Raw genomic sequence first — 22039 nt, forward strand, 5'->3', positions numbered from 1 at the left:
CTAATTTGTTTTTATAAAAAAGTGCGGTCAAAAACATAAGGATTTTTGACTGCACTGAGGAGAGTTTTTATGGCTATCGCATTGATTTTTGACTGTGGTGCAACAAATTTACGCACCATTGCGATAAATGAAAAAGGACAAATTCTTGCCTCTCATCACCTTGCTAATAATACAAAACAAGGAATCGAATCATCTGATTATCATATTTGGGATATTGAAGAAATCTGGCAAAAATTAATCTCTTGTGCAACTCAAACCTTCAATCAATTAATACAACAAGGCATTGATTTAAAAGATATTGTAGGAATATCTGTTACCACTTTCGGCGTGGATGGCGCACCTTTTGATAAAAATGATCAACAACTTTATCCGATTATTTCATGGAAATGCCCACGGACCATACCAGTAATGGAAAATCTATCTAATCAATTAGATATCAAATCTCTTTATCAACGTAACGGCATTGGTCAATACAGTTTTAATACTTTATTTAAATTACATTGGTTAAAAACACACAAGCCAGATGTTTTCCAAAAAATGGCTAAATTCGTTTTTATTTCGTCAATGCTCACTCAACGCTTAACTGGTCAATTCACTACAGATCACACAATGGCGGGAACATCAATGATGACAAACCTTACTAGCGGTAATTGGGATCCATCGATTTTAGCATCGCTGGGTTTAAGTAATAACCATTTCCCTCCTATGCGTTATGCAGGTGAAAAAGTTGGAAAATTACGTACACCGTTAGCCCAGAAATGGGGATTAAATCCCGTACCTGTCATTTCTTGTGGACATGATACTCAATTTGCTGTGTTTGGGTCTGGTGCAGGGCTGAATCAGCCTGTGTTAAGTTCTGGCACCTGGGAAATCTTAATGGCTAGAACCCAGCACGCAGAACCTAGATTTGAGTTTGTTTCTCAAGGCTTAACCACTGAATTTGATGCACAATCCAATTGCTTTAATCCAGCGGTACAATGGGTGGGTTCTGGCGTCATAGAATGGTTAGGTAAATTATTATTTTCCGATGTTTATGGTAGCGATCACTATTACACCACAATGATCAAAGAGGGAGAAAAAGCTTTTAATGCGGGAAAAAGAGCGGTCAATTTTGAAGGTATTTTTAGCCAAAAAGGACAAGGTAATATCAGTGGACTTTCCATGTTTGCTACTCGTGGAGAAATTTATGTCAGCGCATTACAACATATGGCAAATAAACTCAAAAACGGTTTATCCGTGCTACATCAAGTCAGTCAGTTCCAAGCTAAAAGCTTAATTTGTGTTGGGGGTGGTTCAAAAAATGTATTGTGGAATCAAATCCGTGCAAACACCTTAAATTTACCGATTGATGTTGTGGACATTTCTGAAAGTACTGTACTTGGTGCCGCAATGTTTACCTTTGCAGGCGTAGGCATTTACGAAAATGTAAACGCGGCACAGCAAGCGATGCAACCAACAAGAAAACGAATTTACCCAAACTAGAAGGAACAACAAAATGCTAAAAGGTATTCACCCAGCTCTTTCTCCTGAATTACTAAAAACCCTCGCCGAAATGGGGCATGGCGATGAGATAGTTCTAGCTGACGCCCATTTTCCCGCACATTCACTACATAAAAATGTAATACGTGCAGATGGTATATCTATAGATATTTTACTTGAAGCAATAACTCCCTTATTCGAATTTGACGCTTATGTTGATGCCCCTCTGTTGATGATGAAAGCAGTTGAGGGAGATTCTTTAGATCCGAATGTTGAAACTCGTTACTTAAATGCGATTGAAAGTGCGGTCGGTTTCACACCAAATTTAACCAGTCTAGAACGCTTCGATTTTTATACACGTGCTAAACAGGCTTATGCTGTTGTTGTCAGTGGTGAGATCGCAAAATATGGCAACATTATCATTAAAAAAGGGGTTACTCCCATTTTATAAACAATAGAGGTACTACAAAATGAACAGAGCAGAATTATCACAAAAAATCATTGATACTTGTCTTGAAATGACAAAATTAGGTTTAAATCAAGGCACAGCGGGAAACGTTAGTGTTCGTTATAAAGATGGAATGCTGATTACCCCGACAGGTATGCCATATCACTTAATGAAGACAGAAAATATTGTTTATGTTGATGGAAATGGCAAACACGAAGAAAATAAATTACCATCAAGCGAATGGCAATTTCACTTGAGTGTTTATCATACTCGCCCTGAAGCAAATGCCGTTGTCCACAATCATTCCATTCACTGTGCAGGCTTATCCATTCTCGAAAAACCTATTCCTGCAATTCATTACATGGTAGCCGTAAGCGGCACAGATCATATTCCTTGTGTACCTTATGCAACATTTGGTAGTCACGAATTAGCTAGTTATGTCGCAACGGGAATCAAAGAAAGCAAAGCCATTTTACTAGCACACCATGGTTTAATCACTTGCGGAGAAAACCTAGATAAAGCCTTATGGCTCGCACAAGAAGTAGAAGTATTAGCGTCTTGGTATTTGAAATTACTCTCTACAGGCTTAGAAATTCCACTGCTCAGCAAAGAGCAAATGCAGGTAGTGTTAGGTAAATTCCACACCTATGGATTACGTATTGAAGAATCCTAAATCTTGTTATACCCCATCACTTACATGAGGAAAACATTATGAACGCCAAAGTTTTAGAAAAGAAATTCATCGTCCCCTTTGTGCTTATTACTAGCTTATTTGCTCTTTGGGGATTTGCCAACGACATTACCAATCCGATGGTTGCGGTATTTCAAACAGTAATGGAAATTCCAGCCTCAGAAGCGGCATTGGTACAATTAGCTTTTTATGGAGGATACGGCACAATGGCTATTCCTGCGGCATTATTTGCCAGTCGCTATAGCTACAAAGCGGGGATTCTTCTGGGGCTTGCTCTTTATGCAATAGGTGCATTTTTATTTTGGCCAGCTGCGCAATATGAAATATTTAATTTCTTTTTAGTCTCCCTTTATATTTTAACCTTTGGGCTCGCTTTTTTGGAAACCACTGCCAATCCTTATATTCTCGCAATGGGAGATCCTCAAACAGCTACTCGACGTTTAAATTTCGCACAATCATTTAATCCACTTGGTTCAATTACAGGTATGTTTGTTGCTTCCCAGTTAGTCCTAACTAATCTTGAATCTGACAAACGTGATGCTGCAGGTAATTTGATTTTCCACACCCTGTCTGAAGCAGAAAAAATGAGTATTCGCACCCATGATTTAGCTGAAATTCGCGATCCTTACATAGCACTCGGTTTTGTCGTGGTTGCAGTGTTTATTATCATTGGATTGAAAAAAATGCCTGCTGTAAAAGTAGAAGAAAGTGGACAAATTAGCTTTAAAAGTGCAATAAGCAAACTGGCTAAAAAAGCTAAATATCGTGAGGGTGTGATCGCACAAGCCTTTTACGTGGGTGTTCAAATTATGTGTTGGACATTTATCGTACAATATGCTGAACGTTTAGGCTTCACTAAAGCTGAGGGGCAAAACTTTAACATCATTGCTATGGCTATTTTTATTAGCAGTCGCTTTATTAGCACGGCATTAATGAAATATTTAAAAGCAGAATTTATGCTGATGCTCTTTGCTATTGGTGGTTTTTTAAGTATTCTCGGAGTTATCTTTATTGACGGTGTATGGGGTCTATACTGCCTAATTTTAACCTCAGGTTTTATGTCTTTAATGTTCCCTACCATTTATGGTATTGCCCTCTATGGCTTAAAAGAGGAATCGACATTAGGAGCTGCAGGTTTAGTAATGGCTATTGTAGGCGGCGCATTAATGCCACCACTACAAGGAATGATTATTGACCAAGGCGAAGTTATGGGACTTCCAGCAGTAAATTTCTCCTTTATCCTACCATTAATCTGTTTTGTAGTAATTGCCATTTATGGCTTCAGAGCTTGGAAAATACTTAAATAGCCAAAATATTGTTTTTATCTGCATCATTAAGAGTGTATTTAAGCTTCTTCACTCAAATGATGCAGATTATGAGCATAAAATCTAACAGACTGAAAGTGCTTATATTTGAAAAAACTAAACAGGATCTAGTTAAACAGACAACGAATGGCACGCCCTAAAGGATTCGAACCTTTGACCCACGCCTTAGAAGGGCGTTGCTCTATCCAGCTGAGCTAAGGGCGCATTCAAAGGATTTCTTTTATAAAAATTTCAAGAAAATACGAAAGAAGTGGTCGGCGAGATAGGATTTGAACCTACGACCCACTGGTCCCAAACCAGTTGCGCTACCAAGCTGCGCTACTCGCCGATAAGTGCGGTCAATTATAAGTTTGTTTTTATTTCAGTCAATGAAATTTTTGATTTTTCAACTTAATTGTTCAAAATTATTCCACTTTAAGAAATATCCCCCTTTTTCATTGTAAAAAAATCATTGTTCGTTAAAATAGCAAACGCTTTCTTTTTCATCACATAATATCAAGGATAGCTCAATGGCCGCAAAAATCATCTCTGGTACTGAACTTTCAAAACAAATTAAAGCTAATTTAGCAGATAAAATAACCCATTATATTGAACAAGGAAAACGCGCTCCAGGACTTGCTGTAATCCTCGTTGGTGCTGATCCTGCTTCGCAAATTTATGTGGGCAATAAACGTAAAAGTTGCGAGGAAGTCGGTATTCTCTCTAAATCTTATGACCTCCCTGAAACAACCACGCAAAATGAATTATTAGCGATTATTGACCAACTTAACGCAGATAAAAATATTGACGGTATTTTGGTGCAACTCCCCTTGCCAAAACAAATTAATGCGGAAGCTATTATTGAACGTATCGATCCTAAAAAAGATGTAGATGGCTTTCATCCTTATAATGTTGGGCGGTTATGCCAACGTATTCCAACTTTACGTGCTTGTACACCTTATGGTGTGATGAAACTATTAGAAACAACGGGTATTGATTTACACGGCAAGCACGCAGTAATTGTAGGCGCATCCAATATTGTTGGCCGCCCAATGTCTTTAGAATTATTATTAGCAGGGGCAACCGTCACAGTAACACATAGATTCACTAAAAATTTGGAAAATCACGTTCGCCAAGCAGATATACTTGTCGTTGCGGTAGGTAAACCAAATTTAATTTCTGGCGATTGGATCAAAGAAAGTGCGGTCGTAATTGATGTTGGAATTAACCGAGTAGATGGAAAATTAGTAGGCGATGTAGAGTTTGATAAAGCAGCCGAAAAAGCGGCTTACATTACACCAGTCCCTGGTGGCGTTGGGCCAATGACCGTTGCAATGTTGATGAGCAATACGCTTTATGCTTATGAACACAATAAATAGATTTGTATAGAACGGTTATGAAAAATGGGTTAAAGCTTCATTTGCTTTAACCCATTTATTTAAATGGCTTTATTGTACTTCTTACGTTTAAATTTATGATCTTCAATCATCATTTATTAAAAGTAAACAATTCTATATTATTTAAGCCAGAACATATAACCCATAGTGGCAATAACTACAACACAGACTAAATTCAGTAAGAAACCAACTTTGACCATTTCACTTTGTTTTACTTGACCAGAGCCAAATACAATCGCATTTGGTGGTGTCGCTACTGGTAGCATAAAGGCACAGGATGCACCAATACCAATAATTAATGCTAAACCAATTTCTGGCATACCCAATGATTGAGCGATAGAAATAAAGATAGGTACAAGTAACGCCGCACTCGCTGTATTAGAAGTAAATTCAGTTAAGAAAATAATGAACGCCGCAACTAATAAACCAATAAGATAGAAATGTTGTCCATCAATCATAAAAACAATACTATCCGCTAAAATTTTACTTGCACCAGAATCCTTCAACACCGCACTTAATGTTAATCCACCACCGAAAAGCATTAATACGCCCCAATCGGTATTTGATTGAATTTGTTTCCAACTTGCAACGCCTGTTGAACAAATAACAATTGCCGCCAATAAGGCTACGATACTATCAAAACTTGCAATGTTTTTTTGTAATCCTAGTAATCCTGAAATAAACGGATTAATTTTACCGCTAAATATCCACGTTAAAGCAATGACTGAAAAAATAATAAACGTCAATATACGCATAGGATTCATTTCAATATTTTCAAAGGTCTGTTCAAAATTGAGATGAAGTTTTGGTTTGAAAATAATATAAAGAATCCCAATCATCAACGGCAACAAAATAATCATTATTGGTAAGCCATACCATAACCAATCAGAAAAAGTTAAATTTAAATTACTTGCTACAATTGCATTTGGTGGGCTTCCTACAAGGGTTCCCATACCACCAATTGATGCACTGTAAGCAATCCCTAACAGCACAAACACATAGGTGTTATGATCTTTTTCGCGATCAAGCTGGCTTAAAATACCCATGGCGAGGGGTAACATCATTGCAGCAGTTGCCGTGTTACTCATCCACATAGAAAGAAAGGCTGTAATCAAAAAGAGATAAATAACTGCGATAAATAAATTACCGCGTGCTAGTGCCATAATCTTATTGGCAATCAATTTATCAAGTTTTTGAATATGCAATGCCGTCGCCAAGGAAAAGCCACCAAAAAATAAAAATATTGTCGGATCAGCAAAACCAACTAAAGCTTGTTTGGTACTAACTAATCCCAATGCCACAGCCAAAAGTGGAACTAATAATGCAGTAATAGTAACGTGTAATGCTTCACTTAACCAAAGCACCGCGATAAAAGCTAATAATGCCAAACCAGAATTAGCTTTTGGTTCAAAAGGTAATACATTTAATAACACAAAAAACAGCACAATATCTAAAATAAAAATAATGCCATTTTTATGACTTCTTAAAGATGCCATCTCACCCATAAAGTTCCTCCGTTAGAGCTATCACTTAAATAGGGTTCAATGTTAAATGAATGTTATAAAGATGCAACGAGCAATATTCAGAAATGTGATCGAGAGCAACAAATTTTAATAAAAACACAATGTACCATATCTTTATTTCAAAATTTTGTTCGAGCAAACGCCGCAGCTTCAGCGATTAATTCATCGCTTGGGCGTTGATGCGTATAAAGTTCAAATTGTTCTACAGCCTGAAGTACAATCACTTCTGCACCAGAAATAGTTTGTTTTCCTCGTGCTTGAGCATAACGAATAAAGGGCGTTTCAACAGGCATAGCCACTACATCAAACGCGACACTAGCATTATCAATGAACGCTTTTGGAAAGGCTAAATCCATTTCTTCCTTGCCCCCTTTCATGCCGATTGGCGTAACATTGACTAAAATATCTGCCTGTTGGTTTTCTAAAGAATTAATGTATGCGTAGCCATAAAGTGCGGCGAGATATTGACCTGTTTTTACGTTGCGTGCGTAAATTTTTAATTTCTCAAAACCTGAATTTTTAAAGGCAGCCACAACGGCTTTTGCCATACCACCACTGCCATGAACAATGACTTTAGCATTTTTATTTAAATGATATTTTTCAATTAATTTTACGATGGCAATGTAATCAGTGTTATATGCACGCAAAAAGCCATTATCGTTCACGATGGTATTTACGGATTCAATGGCTTGTGCTGACGGATGAATTTCATCTAAAAATGGCATACAAGTTTCTTTGAATGGCATTGAAACAGCACAACCACGGATGCCTAATGCGCGAACGCCTTTGATGGCGTGCTCAATATCTTGCGTGGTGAATGCTTTATAAATGAAATTTAACCCTAGCTTGTCGTACAAATAATTGTGAAAGGTAGTACCGAAATTACTCGGACGACCTGATAAAGACATGCAGAGTTGGGTATCTTTGTTGATCATGGTGTCTCCTTATATATTTAAATTCATTCCATCATCAATGCCGATAAAATATTGGTTCATATCGAAAGCAGGTTTTGCTGCTTTATCTTGACTTACAATTCGAGCTGGCACGCCAGCCGCTGTGGCATATTCAGGAACGGGGTTAAGCACAACAGAGTTTGCCCCAATTTTGGCGTATTTACCCACTTCAATATTACCGAGAATTTTTGCACCCGCCCCAATCATAACACCCTCGCGTACTTTGGGATGACGATCGCCTGATTCTTTTCCCGTACCGCCAAGTGTTACCCCTTGCAAAATTGAAACATCATTTTCGATTACAGATGTTTCACCCACAACAATACCTGTTGCATGGTCGAACATGATTCCGTGGCCAATTTTCGCCGCTGGGTGAATATCTACATCGAAAGCTACTGAAATTTGGTTTTGTAAATAAAGGGCAAGGGATTTACGATTTTGATTCCATAAATAATGGGTAATTCGATAGCTTTGAATTGCGTGGAAACCTTTTAAATAAAGCAATGGAGTGGACCACAATTCTACAGCGGGATCTCGGTGGCGGACAGCTTGGATATCGCAAGCAGCGCAATCAATAATCGAAGGATTAGATTGATAGGCTTCCTCAATAATTTCACGGAGAGAAATAGCTGGCATAATAGGATTGGCTAATTTGTTAGCCAATAAATAACTTAGCGCACCACCCAGATTTTGATGCTTTAAAATTGTAGAGTGAAAAAAACTAGCAAGCATAGGTTCGTTTTCAGCAAGTTCTTTGGCTTCTTGGCGAATATGTTGCCACACATCTAATGTCATAATTTCTCCTTTTATTTTATTCGCCTTTACATGCTCGCCCCAAAAGGCTGATTGCTACATCTTGTGCGTTTTTGCCACAAAACAGCATTTGATAAATTTGTTCTGTAATCGGCATTTCCACACCTTGTCTTTGTGCAAGCAAATAGGCTTCTTTTGTATTATAAAAACCTTCTACGACTTGCCCGATATTTTCCATAGCCATTTGGGCATCTAATCCTTTACCTAGCATTAATCCAAAACGTCGATTGCGCGATTGATTATCGGTGCAAGTTAGCACTAAATCGCCCAATCCAGACATTCCCATAAATGTATTGGTATTTGCACCGAGCGAGATACCTAAGCGGGTAATTTCTGCAATACCTCGAGTAATCAGTGCTGTGCGAGCATTTGCGCCAAATCCCATACCGTCTGAAATACCCGCACCAATTGCGATCACATTTTTAATTGCACCACCAAGTTGAACGCCAGTCATATCCGAATTTATATAAACTCGGAAACCTTTACTACAATGAATACGAGACTGAAATTCCCGCGCGAATTGCTCGTTATTGGCAGCAAGCGTAATAGCTGATGGTAGACCTTGCGCTAATTCTTTTGCAAAAGTTGGGCCAGAAAGTACAGCTAGTGGATATTGCGTTCCGAGTTGTTCTTCAACTACGGTTTGTAGTAAACGCCCTGTGTTACGCTCCAGACCTTTTGTTGCCCAAATTAATCGGTGATGGGCTTTTAAGTGCGGTTTAATTTTTATAAGAATTTCACCGAAAGCATGGCTTGGCACCACGATTAAAATATCTTGAGAATATTCCATTGCTTGTGCAAGATTACTTTCTAAATGAAGATCCTCAGGAAAGATGACATCCGGCAAAAAACGATAATTTTGTCGTTCTGTCTGCATTTGTGCGATATGGACGGGATTGTGCCCCCATAAGTGAGTGGGAGAACCATTGCGAGAAAAGGTAATTGCCAGCGCAGTTCCATAAGATCCCGCACCTAGCACAGTGATTGGTGTTTGCGAAGTTATCATATCTACAATTTATCTAGTAAAAGAGGAAATAAGTATAGATATCTTTCGGTAACCTATCAACCACAGGAAAATATTACTTATTCATTTGGCGGAATTTAAACGGCACGATGGATATGCCATTTTTTCCATTTTGTAGTTGATAAAATTGAGGGTAGTTAAAATTATGTTGAACGATATTGTAAGGATTTTTATCGCCTTCCTGTTTGGCGTTTTGATAAAGTTGATTAATCTCCCGCACTTTTTCATCTTTTTCACCATCGCAGTGGCGATAGATTTCGAGATGATTAGATTCATCTAAAATATAAACATTGAAGCTGTGATCAGAATTATCTTCAAAAAAGAATTGTAGGAATCCTTCACTTGCGAAGGCATCCATTTCTGGTGGATAGCGACGACTTTCTTGGTTTGTCTCGCCATCTTCAATTGGTGTTTGTAAAACTTCGTCAAAATCCACCGCACTTTCAGCGTCATTACAGACCGATTCATTTCCGATTTCTTGTAAGCTGATGCCGCGATCTTCAAAAAATAATTGCCAGTTTTTACCCGCTACGCGTAAACGTGACGTTTGGCAAGGTTGTTGAATATCGCCGACTTGGATGCTAACGCATCGATTGACTAATCCCATCACTAATTGACGTAAATCTTGGCGATAACGTTCACTATAACAATAGACTTGGATGGAATCTGGGCGATTAACGCCACGATAAATTTTGTTAGAAAGCACTTTTAGTGCAAGCAAAATGGCATTTTGCCCTTCAAAATGGAGCGTTCGGATTTCGTTCCACACGTTACGATAAGTAAAATCAATACTGCCCACAAGGCTTTGCTCAAGCGATCCAAAACTAAATAAATCTCGCGATGAAATACCCGTTAATACTTCTTCTACTTTGGATGTTGGATCGGTCGTGAGATTTATGGCAATAAACAAGCTACGAATTTCACATTGATTCAATAAATCGCTATTTTTAGGTTGTTTGGCGATGGTGCTTGGAAAAGACTGACGTAAGTTAGTGACAAAGCGTTGCAATGTGCTTAAAGTCACATTCTTGCTAAAAATTGACAATTCGGTTTTTTCTGTGAGTAAATGATTGAAATAAGCCCAAGAAACTAATTTATTCAGGCTTTCTCCGTATTCGATCACCCGTTCTTTGGAGAACATAATATGGTGTATTGGTTGATTGATAAGGTACCAACCATCTTTAAAATGTTTATTGCCACGAACTTCCACAAAAGTCAGGTGTGCTTCTGATAAATTGTGAGATATCTGTGTGTTGAGTAAGGACACTTTGCCGGGAAGTTCTTCAAAAGCAGTATAAAGTTTACGAGAAAGAATGTTGATATCTTGTGGCACGACGCTCGAGTGAATATGATGCTTTCGAGCAAATTCCACTAAATTACGATAACTCAACATTAAAAATTTCATTATGTTATCGTGGTTTTCTTTTACTGCCTTAATTTTCCAAAATGGACGCTTATTGAGATGTTTTACCGTTTCTGCAGACCATCCCCATTCTTGCGCAAGGATTTCCATATAACGAATACGCCAATTATTGGCTTGGTAACGTGCAAAATCTTCCGTTGCTTTCACATAGAAACAACGGTGCACAAAATCCAAACGTTTAAATTCAGAAAGTGCGGTTAAATATTGGGTTACTTTTGCAAGAATGGCAATGTAAGGATCAAAATGGTGATCAGGATTGGTATTGCCTGAAAGTAAATCTCGCTTAAAAGTGCGGGCAATTAAGCAAGTGTTTGGGTATTCCTTGGAATAGGCTTCCAACAACAAAATTTTGAGCACAGATTTATAAGGTGAATCAATCCCTTTATAAAGATGCCATAAACTGGCACCGAAATATTCGTTTGCAGAAAATTGTCCTAAACCGCCGAAATCCACCCAATCATTTGGATCTATTTCCCCTTCAGTAATTAAACGCGCCACCTGTTTTTCATAGTCTTTTTCATTTTCCACCCATAAATGCAACCAAAGTAGAGGTTTACCAGCCAAGCGTACGGCGGAGCGATAGAACTCATCAAGCAATAACATATATTGCGCAGAGCCGCTATTTTCAATAGTCAGTGGGTCAGCATAATGTTCATTGCGGAAACGTTGTTGATCCATCAAATAAAAATTAATTTCCACATTAAATTGCATTGCCCATTCACTAATCCGCTTGGCTTTTTGAGTAAGAAGTGTATATTCATCTGGACTCAAGCCATCACGGACACAAATCCAAGTATCAAGATCTGAAGAAGAGGTTTGACTTATTGAGCCAAAGCTACCCATTACATAAACGCCTAGAATTGGTGGTAAAACTTCGTGAAAATTTACCGCACTTTTGAGTGTTGATGGCTTATGATCGGCATAGTGAATACTGTATTCATTGGTGAGCCATTTTTTTTGATAATCAGAAGCAAGGAAATTCGCAATGCCAGAGGGGGCGTGAATAACATAGCCGGGAAGTTGCGGATGGTTTAGGTGTAGAAGTAAAGGTGCAATCGCTAAAACGTGTTGGAATGCATCGCCTGAACCTTGTAATGCACGCTCAAAACGGCGTTGATCCAAGGCGCTAACCCATTGTTTTGCTTGTGCTAGATTACATTCCACGTGGTGTCCCTACCAGAACAACAAAAATTGGCGAACAATTTACCACTTAGGGAGTATAAATGCAAAAAAATGTGACATAAATCACAATTTTTTTAAAATATATTATAAGTTTTACCTATCAACAATCAAAATGACTTTTTTACCTAAGAGTGGTAGGATAGCACCTAATTTTATTGCGTAAATAGCTTAATTCTGCCGATATAAAAATCTATATTTTCTATTATTAGTGGATAGCTTGATATTTTTCTTATCAACGCAAAGTATTATAAAATACCTTACTCAATATCACTTATTAAGGAATTGATATGGCAAAAGAGCAACCTAACGACCTCACTGAACAACTTACAGATACGCCCAAAACAGCTGTTGAACAAGCTGAAACAATGCAGTCTGTTCCGCAAACTATTGTGAAAAAAACGGGTACAGCATTGAGTTTATTAGCAATACTTGTTGCGCTAGGTATTGGTGGAGCTGGATACTATTTTGGTCAGCAACAAATAGCTGAAATTCAACAGAAATTAACCGCACTTGAAAATCAAACGGGAGCAAATCTTTCCTCAAATAACACCAATAACAATAAACGACTTACACAATTAGAACAGAGTTTAAAAACTGCACAAGAAAATATAGCTCAACTGGAACAATTAATTGTAAGCAAAACAGGGGAAATAACATCCTTACAAACTCAAATGAAACAAGTAAGTCAGCTTGCCATCGCACAACAACCAAGCGATTGGTTATTTTCCGAAGCTGATTTTTTACTAAATAATGCCCTGCGTAAACTTGTTTTAGATAACGATGTTGATACAGCGGTTTCTTTATTAAAATTAGCTGATGAAACCCTCGTCAAGGTTAATAATTCACAAGCAAATGAAATTCGTAGTGCAATCAATCAAGATTTAAAACAACTTCTTTCGCTTTCAAGTGTGGATCAAAATGCGATAATGCAAAAACTGTCACAGCTTGCAAACACAGTCGATGAATTACAGGCTTTGAATGTAAATTTTGATGAAACATCTAAAAATAATGATAAATTATCCAACAACATTACTGACTGGCAACAAAATATTGAAAAAAGTGCAACCTCTTTCCTAAATCATTTTATTCGTATTTCGCCAAAACAAAATTCAAATAAAAAAGAATTACTTGCACCAAATCAAGATATTTATCTTCGTGAGAACATTCGTCTACGTTTACAGCTTGCGATTATGGCAGTTCCTCGTCAGCAAAATGAACTTTATAAGCAATCTCTAGAAGCTGTTTCTTCTTGGGTTCGTAGCTATTTTGATACAAACGCTGAAGTAACACAAAATTTCTTAAAATTAGTAGATGGATTGACTGATACTTCTATTTATGTAGATGTACCAGAGCAATTAAAAAGTTTAACATTACTTGACAAATATCTTAATCGTACAGCTTTAGATCTACAAAAAGTGGAAATTGAAGCAGACAAGGCGATTGATACAATGCCTAAAGTAGAAGCTGTTAAACCAACACAATCTGAATCACAACAATAAGGATAAGTCTATGTTTAGAGTGCTCTTTTTAATGCTGACATTGCTTGTAGGACTTGTAGCAGGGCCTTATATTTCTGGTCAGCAAGGTTATGTGCGCATTGAGACAGCAAATCGTATTATAGAAATGTCCATCACTACCTTAGTGATTTTTTTCATTATTTCTTTAGCAATAATTTATGCTTTTGAATGGGGCATCACTCGTTTCTTTCGTTTAAGTCGTAGCTCTTATCAATGGTTTTCTAATCGCAAACGTGTAAAAGCGCAAAAACAAACCCTTGAAGGCTTGGTAAAAATGAATGAAGGGGATTACGCTAAAGCAGAAAAATTAATTGGCAAAAATGCTAAACATTCTGCTGAACCTGTACTAAATCTCATCAAAGCAGCAGAAGCTGCTCAACAACGTGGCGACGAATTTAGTGCAAATCGCTATTTAATTGAAGCGACAGAATTAGCCGGCTCTGATAATTTGCTCGTGGAAATTGCCCGTACTCGCATTTTATTGCAACAAAACAAGTTACCTGCAGCACGCAGTTCTGTAGATAGCTTATTAGAAATGGCTCGTCGCAATAAAGAAGTATTAAAACTCGCGGTAGAAATTTATCTTCGCTCTAAAGCCTATCAAGCTCTAGATAAAATTTTAGACAATGTTGCGAATAGCGGTTTATTCAATGATGAAGAATTCAAAGATCTTCGATCTAAAACCGAAAATGGTTTACTCGACGAGAAAATGAACGAAGAAGGAATTGATGGCTTACTAACTTGGTGGAATCAGCAACCTCGTCATCGCCGTAACAATATTGAACTTAAAATTAGCCTTATTCAACGTTTAATTGACTGTAATGATCATGAATCAGCTACTGAATTGACATTTGAAATACTGAAAAAACTCGGTGACAATACAGCAATCAGTTTACCTCTTTGTACTCAAATTACACGTTTACAACCAGAAGATAACAGTAAACTTCTCAAGCTAATAGAAAAACGTGCAAAACGTGTGGATGAAAAACAAAAATGCTGTATCAATCGTGCTTTGGGTTATTTATATGTTCGTAACAATGAATTTATTAAAGCAGCAGATGTATTCAAAAACGTGATCGCTTGCCCTGAACAATTAGAACAAAATGATTTGATGATGGCATCTTATGTATTTGAACAAGCGGGCGATAAAGCATTAGCTGAACAAGTTCGCCAAGAGAGTTTGAAATCAGTGATGGCAATTCAGGATGTCATTCCAGAAAGTGCGGAAGAAAAAACAGAAGAAAATTCAACCGCACTTTTAGAAAGCAAATCTGAGTAGCTCAACTAAAAAGACAAAACGCACTTCAAGTGAAGTGCGTTTTTTGTTGTTTTGAATCTAAAACTATATATTTTTCAGTTTATTAGAATATAACACCAAACAGAGTGCGATCACCATAATCAAAATTGCGCCTGCAAATAAGATGGTATCCACCGAGCTTTCATGATTAACAATGATTAAACGCAACATCGCAGTGATCCCAGCATAAATAAAATAGCGTAAAGGGAAGTGATATCCGCTTTTAAAATACTGCACAATCAAACCAATAAACCCGAAATATAAGAAAAACATTACTGCTTGTTCAGCAACATCATAAGGTACAACAGACGAAGTGTTAAGCACCATCATAGATAAAGTATAAGTTATTTTTACAAGGGCAATAATAAGCACAATCGCTAGCGCAATCAACGCTGTACAAAGCACAATTTTCAATACATCAGTAATGATTCGTGGCAATTTTTCTAATTCTAGGGACTCTTCCATTTTTATTCCTTACAACAAAATTAAGACTCGTATACTAATGTAAAATTATAAAACTGGTCAAAATTATTTAAAAATAATTATTAGAAATTATTATATTCCTACGCATTTAAATGCGATCACATAATAAAGTTTATGAATAAATGTCACATTTACACTACAAGAATAGGATTATTTCTCACAAGAAAATTTTTACAATGTAGTAAATTATTGAAAATGAAAGGTTTTTTAATGGCAGGGGCGGAGAGGCTCGAACTCCCAACACCCGGTTTTGGAGACCGGTGCTCTACCAATTGAACTACGCCCCTATTGGTATCAATAAACTATGATATGAATTGGCGGAATGGACGGGACTCGAACCCGCGACCCCCTGCGTGACAGGCAGGTATTCTAACCAGCTGAACTACCACTCCGCTAAAAATGATGATTGGCAGTGCCTTACTCTCACATGGGGAAACCCCACACTACCATCAGCGTTACAACATTTCACTTCTGAGTTCGGTATGGTATCAGGTGGATCTATTGCACTATCTCTGCCAAAAATTTTTTATTTTTTTAATTTACTCAATGAATAAACTAAAAAAATAAAACCTGGCGGTGCCCTACTCTCACATGGGGAAACCCCACACTACCATCGGCATTACAGCGTTTCACTTCTGAGTTCGGTATGGTCTCAGGTGGTTCCACCGCACTATCGCCGCCAAGATAATTCTTTGATAACTCGTCTTCTCTTTTATCTCTCGTCTCTTTTATCTCTCGTTACTCAGTCTTTACTCTACCTTTCACTCGTTCTTATTGGTCACAAGCTGAACTCAATTTTCTCTCTATTAAGTCTTCTATATTTACTTTTCTTTGTTTAGTCTTTTACTTCGGTTTCCGCTCTACTTTTATTTGCTTCGCTTTTCATCTCTTACTTCACTTAGCTCCCAAAAACACTTGAGCGTTGTATAGTTAAGCCTCTCGGGCAATTAGTATCTGTTAGCTCAATGTATCACTACACTTACACACCTGACCTATCTACGTCGTAGTCTACAACAACCCTTACTGACTTAAAGTCAGGGATGACTCATCTCTTGGCAAGTTTCGTGCTTAGATGCTTTCAGCACTTATCTCTTCCGCATTTAGCTACCCAGCAATGCCTCTGGCGAGACAACTGGAACACCAGTGATGCGTCCACTCCGGTCCTCTCGTACTAGGAGCAGCCCCAATCAATCATCCAACGCCCACGGCAGATAGGGACCGAACTGTCTCACGACGTTCTAAACCCAGCTCGCGTACCACTTTAAATGGCGAACAGCCATACCCTTGGGACCTACTTCAGCCCCAGGATGTGATGAGCCGACATCGAGGTGCCAAACACCGCCGTCGATATGAACTCTTGGGCGGTATCAGCCTGTTATCCCCGGAGTACCTTTTATCCGTTGAGCGATGGCCCTTCCATTCAGAACCACCGGATCACTATGACCTACTTTCGTACCTGCTCGACTTGTCTGTCTCGCAGTTAAGCTTGCTTATACCATTGCACTAACCTCACGATGTCCGACCGTGATTAGCAAACCTTCGTGCTCCTCCGTTACGCTTTGGGAGGAGACCGCCCCAGTCAAACTACCCACCAGACACTGTCCGAGACCACGTTTCGTCATCTTCGTTAGAACATCAAACGTTAAAGGGTGGTATTTCAAGGTCGCCTCCACAATGACTGGCGTCACTGCTTCAAAGGCTCCCACCTATCCTACACATCAAAATTCAATGTTCAGTGTCAAGCTATAGTAAAGGTTCACGGGGTCTTTCCGTCTAGCCGCGGGTACACCGCATCTTCACGGCGATTTCAATTTCACTGAGTCTCGGGTGGAGACAGCCTGGCCATCATTATGCCATTCGTGCAGGTCGGAACTTACCCGACAAGGAATTTCGCTACCTTAGGACCGTTATAGTTACGGCCGCCGTTTACTGGGGCTTCGATCAGGTGCTTCTCTTGCGATGACACCATCAATTAACCTTCCAGCACCGGGCAGGCATCACACCCTATACGTCCACTTTCGTGTTTGCAGAGTGCTGTGTTTTTAATAAACAGTTGCAGCCAGCTGGTATCTTCGACCGGTTCAACCTTCGCCCGCTAGGGACTACAATCTACGCCGGCGCACCTTCTCCCGAAGTTACGGTGCTATTTTGCCTAGTTCCTTCACCCGAGTTCTCTCAAGCGCCTGAGTATTCTCTACCTGACCACCTGTGTCGGTTTTCAGTACGGTTTAGTAAAGCCTTTCGCTTAGTGGCTTTTCCTGGAAGTGTGGTATCAGTTACTTCAGCTCCGTAGAGCCTCGTCATCATCTCTCTGTGTTAAGGAAGTCCGGATTTGCCTAAACTTCCCACCTACCAACTTAAACGCACATATCCAACAGTGCGATAACCTAACCTACTCCGTCCCCACATCGCAGCTTTACCAAGTACAGGAATATTAACCTGTTTCCCATCGACTACGCTTTTCAGCCTCGCCTTAGGAGCCGACTCACCCTGCCCCGATTAACGTTGGACAGGAACCCTTGGTCTTCCGGCGAACGGGTTTTTCACCCGTTTTATCGTTACTTATGTCAGCATTCGCACTTGTGATACGTCCAGCTAACCTCTCGATTAACCTTCATCCGCTTACACAACGCTCCCCTACCCAACAGGCGTATCACTAATAATCCTTACTTCAAAAATACCCCGACTCAACGTTCGGGTTGCTTGAACAACCTTTCATGCCGCTTCGCGCCATTCTAGCTTGTTAATCGTAAGGCGTATTAGTGATACGCCTGATGCCGCAGCTTCGGTGCTATATTTCAGCCCCGTTACATCTTCCGCGCAGGCCGACTCGACTAGTGAGCTATTACGCTTTCTTTAAATGATGGCTGCTTCTAAGCCAACATCCTAGCTGTCTAAGCCTTCCCACTTCGTTTCCCACTTAATATAGACTTGGGGACCTTAGCTGGCGGTCTGGGTTGTTTCCCTCTCCACGACGGACGTTAGCACCCGCCGTGTGTCTCCTGAGTATCACTCTTTGGTATTCGTAGTTTGCATCGGGTTGGTAATCCGGGATGGACCCCTAGCCGAAACAGTGCTCTACCCCCAAAGGTGTCACCTCAAGGCTCTACCTAAATAGATTTCGGGGAGAACCAGCTATCTCCCGGTTTGATTGGCCTTTCACCCCCAGCCACAAGTCATCCGCTAATTTTTCAACATTAGTCGGTTCGGTCCTCCAGTTAGTGTTACCCAACCTTCAACCTGCCCATGGCTAGATCACCGGGTTTCGGGTCTATACCTTGCAACTATTCGCCCAGTTAAGACTCGGTTTCCCTTCGGCTCCCCTATTCGGTTAACCTCGCTACAAAATATAAGTCGCTGACCCATTATACAAAAGGTACGCAGTCACCCCATCACTTAATCCCACTGCTTCTTTTGGGTGGTTTGACTCGCTTCGCTCCTCTTACCATTGTTTAAGTGCGGTTGCTTTTCATCACCTTCCAATCGGATTAAGTGATGGGGCTCCCACTGCTTGTACGTACAAGGTTTCAGGTTCTATTTCACTCCCCTCACCGGGGTTCTTTTCGCCTTTCCTTCACAGTACTGGTTCACTATCGGTCAATCAGGAGTATTTAGCCTTGGAGGATGGTCCCCCCTTCTTCAAACAGGATATCACGTGTCCCGCCCTACTTCTCGTTAGCTTAGTACCACAATATGGTTTTTAGATACGGGATTATCACCCTCTTTGATTGTGCTTCCCAACACATTCTCCTAACCATACTGTTATCACTTACTGGCTCTTTCGCTTTCGCTCGCCGCTACTGACGAAATCTCGGTTGATTTCTTTTCCTCGGGGTACTTAGATGTTTCAGTTCTCCCGGTTTGCCTCAACAAGCTATGAATTCACTTGTTGATAGTAGATTCTTCATCTACTGGGTTTCCCCATTCGGATATCTTGGATTAAACGCCTCTTATCGACTCATCCAAGCTTTTCGCAGATTAGCACGTCCTTCTTCGCCTCTGATTGCCAAGGCATCCACCTTGTACGCTTAGTCACTTAACTATACAACCTCAAATGTTTTCAATCACTTTAAGTTTTCACTTCAAAGTGCGGTCAATTTGATGCGTATTTTCATTCAACTAAACACTTGATTGCTTTTGTTCAATCAAGATTTTATGCAAAACAGGTTTTGTTTTTAGAGTTCCCTTTTCAGTTCCCTCCTCTCACTTTCCTATCTTGCCTACTCAGACTTTCTCTCGAAAATCTCTTGTTTTCAGCTTGTTTCCAATTTTTTAAAGAACAGTTGATAAAACTTTTCAGTTATCATCGTTAAATAAACTAAAACTAAAACAAAATTAAATTTAAAATTAAACTTAAAATAACCTAATATTTAAAATAGCTTCATCACTACCTTAATACTTTATTAATTTGTCTTTTTCTAATTTATTTAACGATGATAAGTGGTGGAGATAAGCGGGATCGAACCGCTGACCTCCTGCGTGCAAGGCAGGCGCTCTCCCAGCTGAGCTATATCCCCATTTCATCATAATTTAATAACTAATTATTTACCTTTTAGTTATTATTTATTTACACTACACCTTTCGCTTCACTCACTCTCAGAGTGGTGGGTCTGAGTGGACTTGAACCACCGACCTCACCCTTATCAGGGGTGCGCTCTAACCACCTGAGCTACAGACCCAAGGGTAATGTTTTCTTCTGCTCATTTGTCTACAACTATCAGCCAATCTGTGTGAGCACTCGCTGTCTCTCGTCTTTGGTAAGGAGGTGATCCAACCGCAGGTTCCCCTACGGTTACCTTGTTACGACTTCACCCCAGTCATGAATCATACCGTGGTAAACGCCCTCCAAAAGGTTAAGCTATCTACTTCTGGTACAACCCACTCCCATGGTGTGACGGGCGGTGTGTACAAGGCCCGGGAACGTATTCACCGCGACATTCTGATTCGCGATTACTAGCGATTCCGACTTCATGGAGTCGAGTTGCAGACTCCAATCCGGACTTAGACGTACTTTATGAGATTCGCTCCACCTCGCAGCTTCGCTTCCCTCTGTATACGCCATTGTAGCACGTGTGTAGCCCTACTCGTAAGGGCCATGATGACTTGACGTCATCCCCACCTTCCTCCAGTTTATCACTGGCAGTCTCCTTTGAGTTCCCGACCAAGTCGCTGGCAACAAAGGATAAGGGTTGCGCTCGTTGCGGGACTTAACCCAACATTTCACAACACGAGCTGACGACAGCCATGCAGCACCTGTCTCTAAGTTCCCGAAGGCACAAGCTCATCTCTGAGCTCTTCTTAGGATGTCAAGAGTAGGTAAGGTTCTTCGCGTTGCATCGAATTAAACCACATGCTCCACCGCTTGTGCGGGCCCCCGTCAATTCATTTGAGTTTTAACCTTGCGGCCGTACTCCCCAGGCGGTCGATTTATCACGTTAGCTACGGGTGCCAGAGTTAAACCCCAACCCCCAAATCGACAGCGTTTACAGCGTGGACTACCAGGGTATCTAATCCTGTTTGCTCCCCACGCTTTCGCACATGAGCGTCAGTACATTCCCAAGGGGCTGCCTTCGCCTTCGGTATTCCTCCACATCTCTACGCATTTCACCGCTACACGTGGAATTCTACCCCTCCCTAAAGTACTCTAGTTACCCAGTCTGAAATGCAATTCCCAGGTTAAGCCCGGGGCTTTCACACCTCACTTAAATAACCGCCTGCGTGCCCTTTACGCCCAGTTATTCCGATTAACGCTCGCACCCTCCGTATTACCGCGGCTGCTGGCACGGAGTTAGCCGGTGCTTCTTCTGTATTTAACGTCAATTTGATGTGCTATTAACACATCAACCTTCCTCAATACCGAAAGAACTTTACAACCCGAAGGCCTTCTTCATTCACGCGGCATGGCTGCGTCAGGGTTCCCCCCATTGCGCAATATTCCCCACTGCTGCCTCCCGTAGGAGTCTGGACCGTGTCTCAGTTCCAGTGTGGCTGGTCATCCTCTCAGACCAGCTAGAGATCGCAGGCTTGGTAGGCATTTACCCCACCAACTACCTAATCCCACTTGGGCTCATCCTATGGCATGCGGCCTCTCAGTCCCGCACTTTCATCTTCCGATAATACGCGGTATTAGCGACAGTTTCCCGTCGTTATCCCCCTCCATAAGCCAGATTCCCAAGCATTACTCACCCGTCCGCCACTCGTCAGCAAGAAAGCAAGCTTTCTCCTGCTACCGTTCGACTTGCATGTGTTAAGCCTGCCGCCAGCGTTCAATCTGAGCCATGATCAAACTCTTCAATTCAAGTTCAATCGCTCAATAAACTGCTTAGCTATAAATAAAACACTACTTAAAAAAGTAATGATGAATTTTCAGTTAAGCACCTATTAAGACTTCAAAATTAAAATATTTTTAAAACAAGTCAATCAACAAGTGCCCACACAGATTGTCTGATATATTGTTAAAGAGCAAAAAATAACGACGCACTTGGAAACTTAAAAAACTTCACAA

The 22039-nt window shown here is 40.1% G+C and carries 13 protein-coding genes, 6 tRNA genes and 4 rRNA genes; 7 read left to right on the forward strand and 16 right to left on the reverse strand.

The window, feature by feature from the left end; translation table 11 throughout:
* The first annotated feature begins 69 nt into the window (after positions 1–69).
* The 4 genes from fucK to fucP are packed head-to-tail and all read left to right on the forward strand — an operon-like array spanning position 70 to position 3925.
* Positions 70–1482 carry an L-fuculokinase gene (gene fucK, locus AT683_RS01405; RefSeq protein ID WP_011272192.1) on the forward strand — a complete coding sequence of 471 codons (1413 nt, stop codon included), beginning with the start codon at positions 70–72 and terminating at the stop codon, positions 1480–1482.
* Positions 1483–1495: 13 nt separating this feature from the next.
* Complete coding sequence (gene fucU / locus AT683_RS01410) at positions 1496–1930, forward strand: L-fucose mutarotase (RefSeq protein WP_005654478.1); 435 nt, start codon at positions 1496–1498, stop codon at positions 1928–1930.
* Between the two features lie 19 nt (positions 1931–1949).
* A complete protein-coding gene (gene fucA, locus AT683_RS01415) occupies positions 1950–2600 on the forward strand; it encodes an L-fuculose-phosphate aldolase (protein WP_005648575.1) in 651 nt (216 codons plus the stop codon).
* Between the two features lie 38 nt (positions 2601–2638).
* A complete protein-coding gene (gene fucP, locus AT683_RS01420) occupies positions 2639–3925 on the forward strand; it encodes an L-fucose:H+ symporter permease (protein WP_011272191.1) in 1287 nt (428 codons plus the stop codon).
* 145 nt (positions 3926–4070) lie between these two features.
* Here the strand turns inward: fucP and AT683_RS01425 are convergent.
* Together AT683_RS01425 and AT683_RS01430 are read right to left on the reverse strand one after the other, a co-directional pair.
* Positions 4071–4147 (reverse strand) — tRNA-Arg (locus tag AT683_RS01425).
* 47 nt (positions 4148–4194) lie between these two features.
* Positions 4195–4271 (reverse strand) — tRNA-Pro (locus AT683_RS01430).
* A gap of 181 nt (positions 4272–4452) precedes the next feature.
* Between AT683_RS01430 and folD the strand changes: the two genes are divergently transcribed.
* Positions 4453–5301: a bifunctional methylenetetrahydrofolate dehydrogenase/methenyltetrahydrofolate cyclohydrolase FolD gene (folD, locus tag AT683_RS01435; RefSeq protein WP_005654480.1), complete on the forward strand. Its 849-nt coding sequence runs from the start codon at positions 4453–4455 to the stop codon at positions 5299–5301.
* A gap of 137 nt (positions 5302–5438) precedes the next feature.
* On the opposite strand, the gene AT683_RS01440 is transcribed toward folD, so the two are convergent.
* The 5 genes from AT683_RS01440 to AT683_RS01460 all read right to left on the reverse strand — a co-directional run bounded on the left by AT683_RS01440 (position 5439) and on the right by AT683_RS01460 (position 12219).
* Positions 5439–6824, reverse strand: a complete 1386-nt coding sequence (locus AT683_RS01440) for a DASS family sodium-coupled anion symporter (RefSeq protein ID WP_005688232.1) — start codon at positions 6822–6824, stop codon at positions 5439–5441.
* 137 nt (positions 6825–6961) lie between these two features.
* Positions 6962–7777, reverse strand: a complete 816-nt coding sequence (locus tag AT683_RS01445) for a shikimate 5-dehydrogenase (RefSeq protein WP_005692744.1) — start codon at positions 7775–7777, stop codon at positions 6962–6964.
* A gap of 9 nt (positions 7778–7786) precedes the next feature.
* Positions 7787–8590, reverse strand: coding sequence for a serine O-acetyltransferase (cysE, locus tag AT683_RS01450; RefSeq protein ID WP_005694542.1), 804 nt, complete (start codon positions 8588–8590; stop codon positions 7787–7789).
* Between the two features lie 16 nt (positions 8591–8606).
* Complete coding sequence (gene gpsA, locus AT683_RS01455; protein ID WP_011272190.1) at positions 8607–9614, reverse strand: NAD(P)H-dependent glycerol-3-phosphate dehydrogenase; 1008 nt, start codon at positions 9612–9614, stop codon at positions 8607–8609.
* 73 nt (positions 9615–9687) lie between these two features.
* Positions 9688–12219, reverse strand: coding sequence for a class I adenylate cyclase (locus tag AT683_RS01460; protein ID WP_038440388.1), 2532 nt, complete (start codon positions 12217–12219; stop codon positions 9688–9690).
* 305 nt (positions 12220–12524) lie between these two features.
* Between AT683_RS01460 and AT683_RS01465 the strand changes: the two genes are divergently transcribed.
* On the forward strand, positions 12525–13736 hold the full coding sequence (locus AT683_RS01465) for a uroporphyrinogen-III C-methyltransferase (protein ID WP_005668488.1): 1212 nt from the start codon (positions 12525–12527) through the stop codon (positions 13734–13736).
* Between the two features lie 10 nt (positions 13737–13746).
* Positions 13747–15033, forward strand: a complete 1287-nt coding sequence (locus tag AT683_RS01470; RefSeq protein ID WP_005661525.1) for a heme biosynthesis protein HemY — start codon at positions 13747–13749, stop codon at positions 15031–15033.
* Positions 15034–15096: 63 nt separating this feature from the next.
* Here AT683_RS01470 and psiE read toward each other — a convergent pair whose 3' ends face one another.
* From psiE to AT683_RS01515, 9 genes are all read right to left on the reverse strand, one after another.
* Positions 15097–15516: a phosphate-starvation-inducible protein PsiE gene (gene psiE / locus AT683_RS01475; protein WP_005661523.1), complete on the reverse strand. Its 420-nt coding sequence runs from the start codon at positions 15514–15516 to the stop codon at positions 15097–15099.
* Between the two features lie 229 nt (positions 15517–15745).
* Positions 15746–15821: transfer RNA gene (locus AT683_RS01480), tRNA-Trp, on the reverse strand.
* Positions 15822–15849: 28 nt separating this feature from the next.
* A tRNA-Asp gene (locus AT683_RS01485) sits at positions 15850–15926 on the reverse strand.
* 12 nt (positions 15927–15938) lie between these two features.
* Positions 15939–16054: ribosomal RNA gene (rrf, locus tag AT683_RS01490) — 5S ribosomal RNA — on the reverse strand.
* A 48-nt stretch (positions 16055–16102) separates the two neighbouring features.
* Positions 16103–16218 (reverse strand): 5S ribosomal RNA (rrf, locus tag AT683_RS01495).
* A gap of 242 nt (positions 16219–16460) precedes the next feature.
* Positions 16461–19576 (reverse strand): 23S ribosomal RNA (locus tag AT683_RS01500).
* A gap of 399 nt (positions 19577–19975) precedes the next feature.
* Positions 19976–20051, reverse strand: a tRNA-Ala gene (locus AT683_RS01505).
* Positions 20052–20136: 85 nt separating this feature from the next.
* A tRNA-Ile gene (locus AT683_RS01510) sits at positions 20137–20213 on the reverse strand.
* 79 nt (positions 20214–20292) lie between these two features.
* Positions 20293–21832: ribosomal RNA gene (locus AT683_RS01515) — 16S ribosomal RNA — on the reverse strand.
* Together the 16S, 23S and 5S rRNA genes with 4 tRNA genes alongside form the textbook arrangement of a ribosomal RNA operon.
* Positions 21833–22039: the final 207 nt, after the last annotated feature.

It is taken from the genome of Haemophilus influenzae (assembly GCF_001457655.1).
Classification (GTDB): domain Bacteria; phylum Pseudomonadota; class Gammaproteobacteria; order Enterobacterales; family Pasteurellaceae; genus Haemophilus; species Haemophilus influenzae.

Coding starts and splice junctions, on each gene's coding strand:
- fucP (WP_011272191.1), top strand. CDS start 2,639: ATGAACGCCAAAGTTTTAGAAAAGAAATTCATCGTCCCCTTTGTGCTT.
- AT683_RS01440 (WP_005688232.1), bottom strand. CDS start 6,824: ATGGGTGAGATGGCATCTTTAAGAAGTCATAAAAATGGCATTATTTTT.
- AT683_RS01445 (WP_005692744.1), bottom strand. CDS start 7,777: ATGATCAACAAAGATACCCAACTCTGCATGTCTTTATCAGGTCGTCCG.
- psiE (WP_005661523.1), bottom strand. CDS start 15,516: ATGGAAGAGTCCCTAGAATTAGAAAAATTGCCACGAATCATTACTGAT.
- AT683_RS01465 (WP_005668488.1), top strand. CDS start 12,525: ATGGCAAAAGAGCAACCTAACGACCTCACTGAACAACTTACAGATACG.
- folD (WP_005654480.1), top strand. CDS start 4,453: ATGGCCGCAAAAATCATCTCTGGTACTGAACTTTCAAAACAAATTAAA.
- cysE (WP_005694542.1), bottom strand. CDS start 8,590: ATGACATTAGATGTGTGGCAACATATTCGCCAAGAAGCCAAAGAACTT.
- fucK (WP_011272192.1), top strand. CDS start 70: ATGGCTATCGCATTGATTTTTGACTGTGGTGCAACAAATTTACGCACC.
- fucU (WP_005654478.1), top strand. CDS start 1,496: ATGCTAAAAGGTATTCACCCAGCTCTTTCTCCTGAATTACTAAAAACC.
- gpsA (WP_011272190.1), bottom strand. CDS start 9,614: ATGATAACTTCGCAAACACCAATCACTGTGCTAGGTGCGGGATCTTAT.
- fucA (WP_005648575.1), top strand. CDS start 1,950: ATGAACAGAGCAGAATTATCACAAAAAATCATTGATACTTGTCTTGAA.
- AT683_RS01470 (WP_005661525.1), top strand. CDS start 13,747: ATGTTTAGAGTGCTCTTTTTAATGCTGACATTGCTTGTAGGACTTGTA.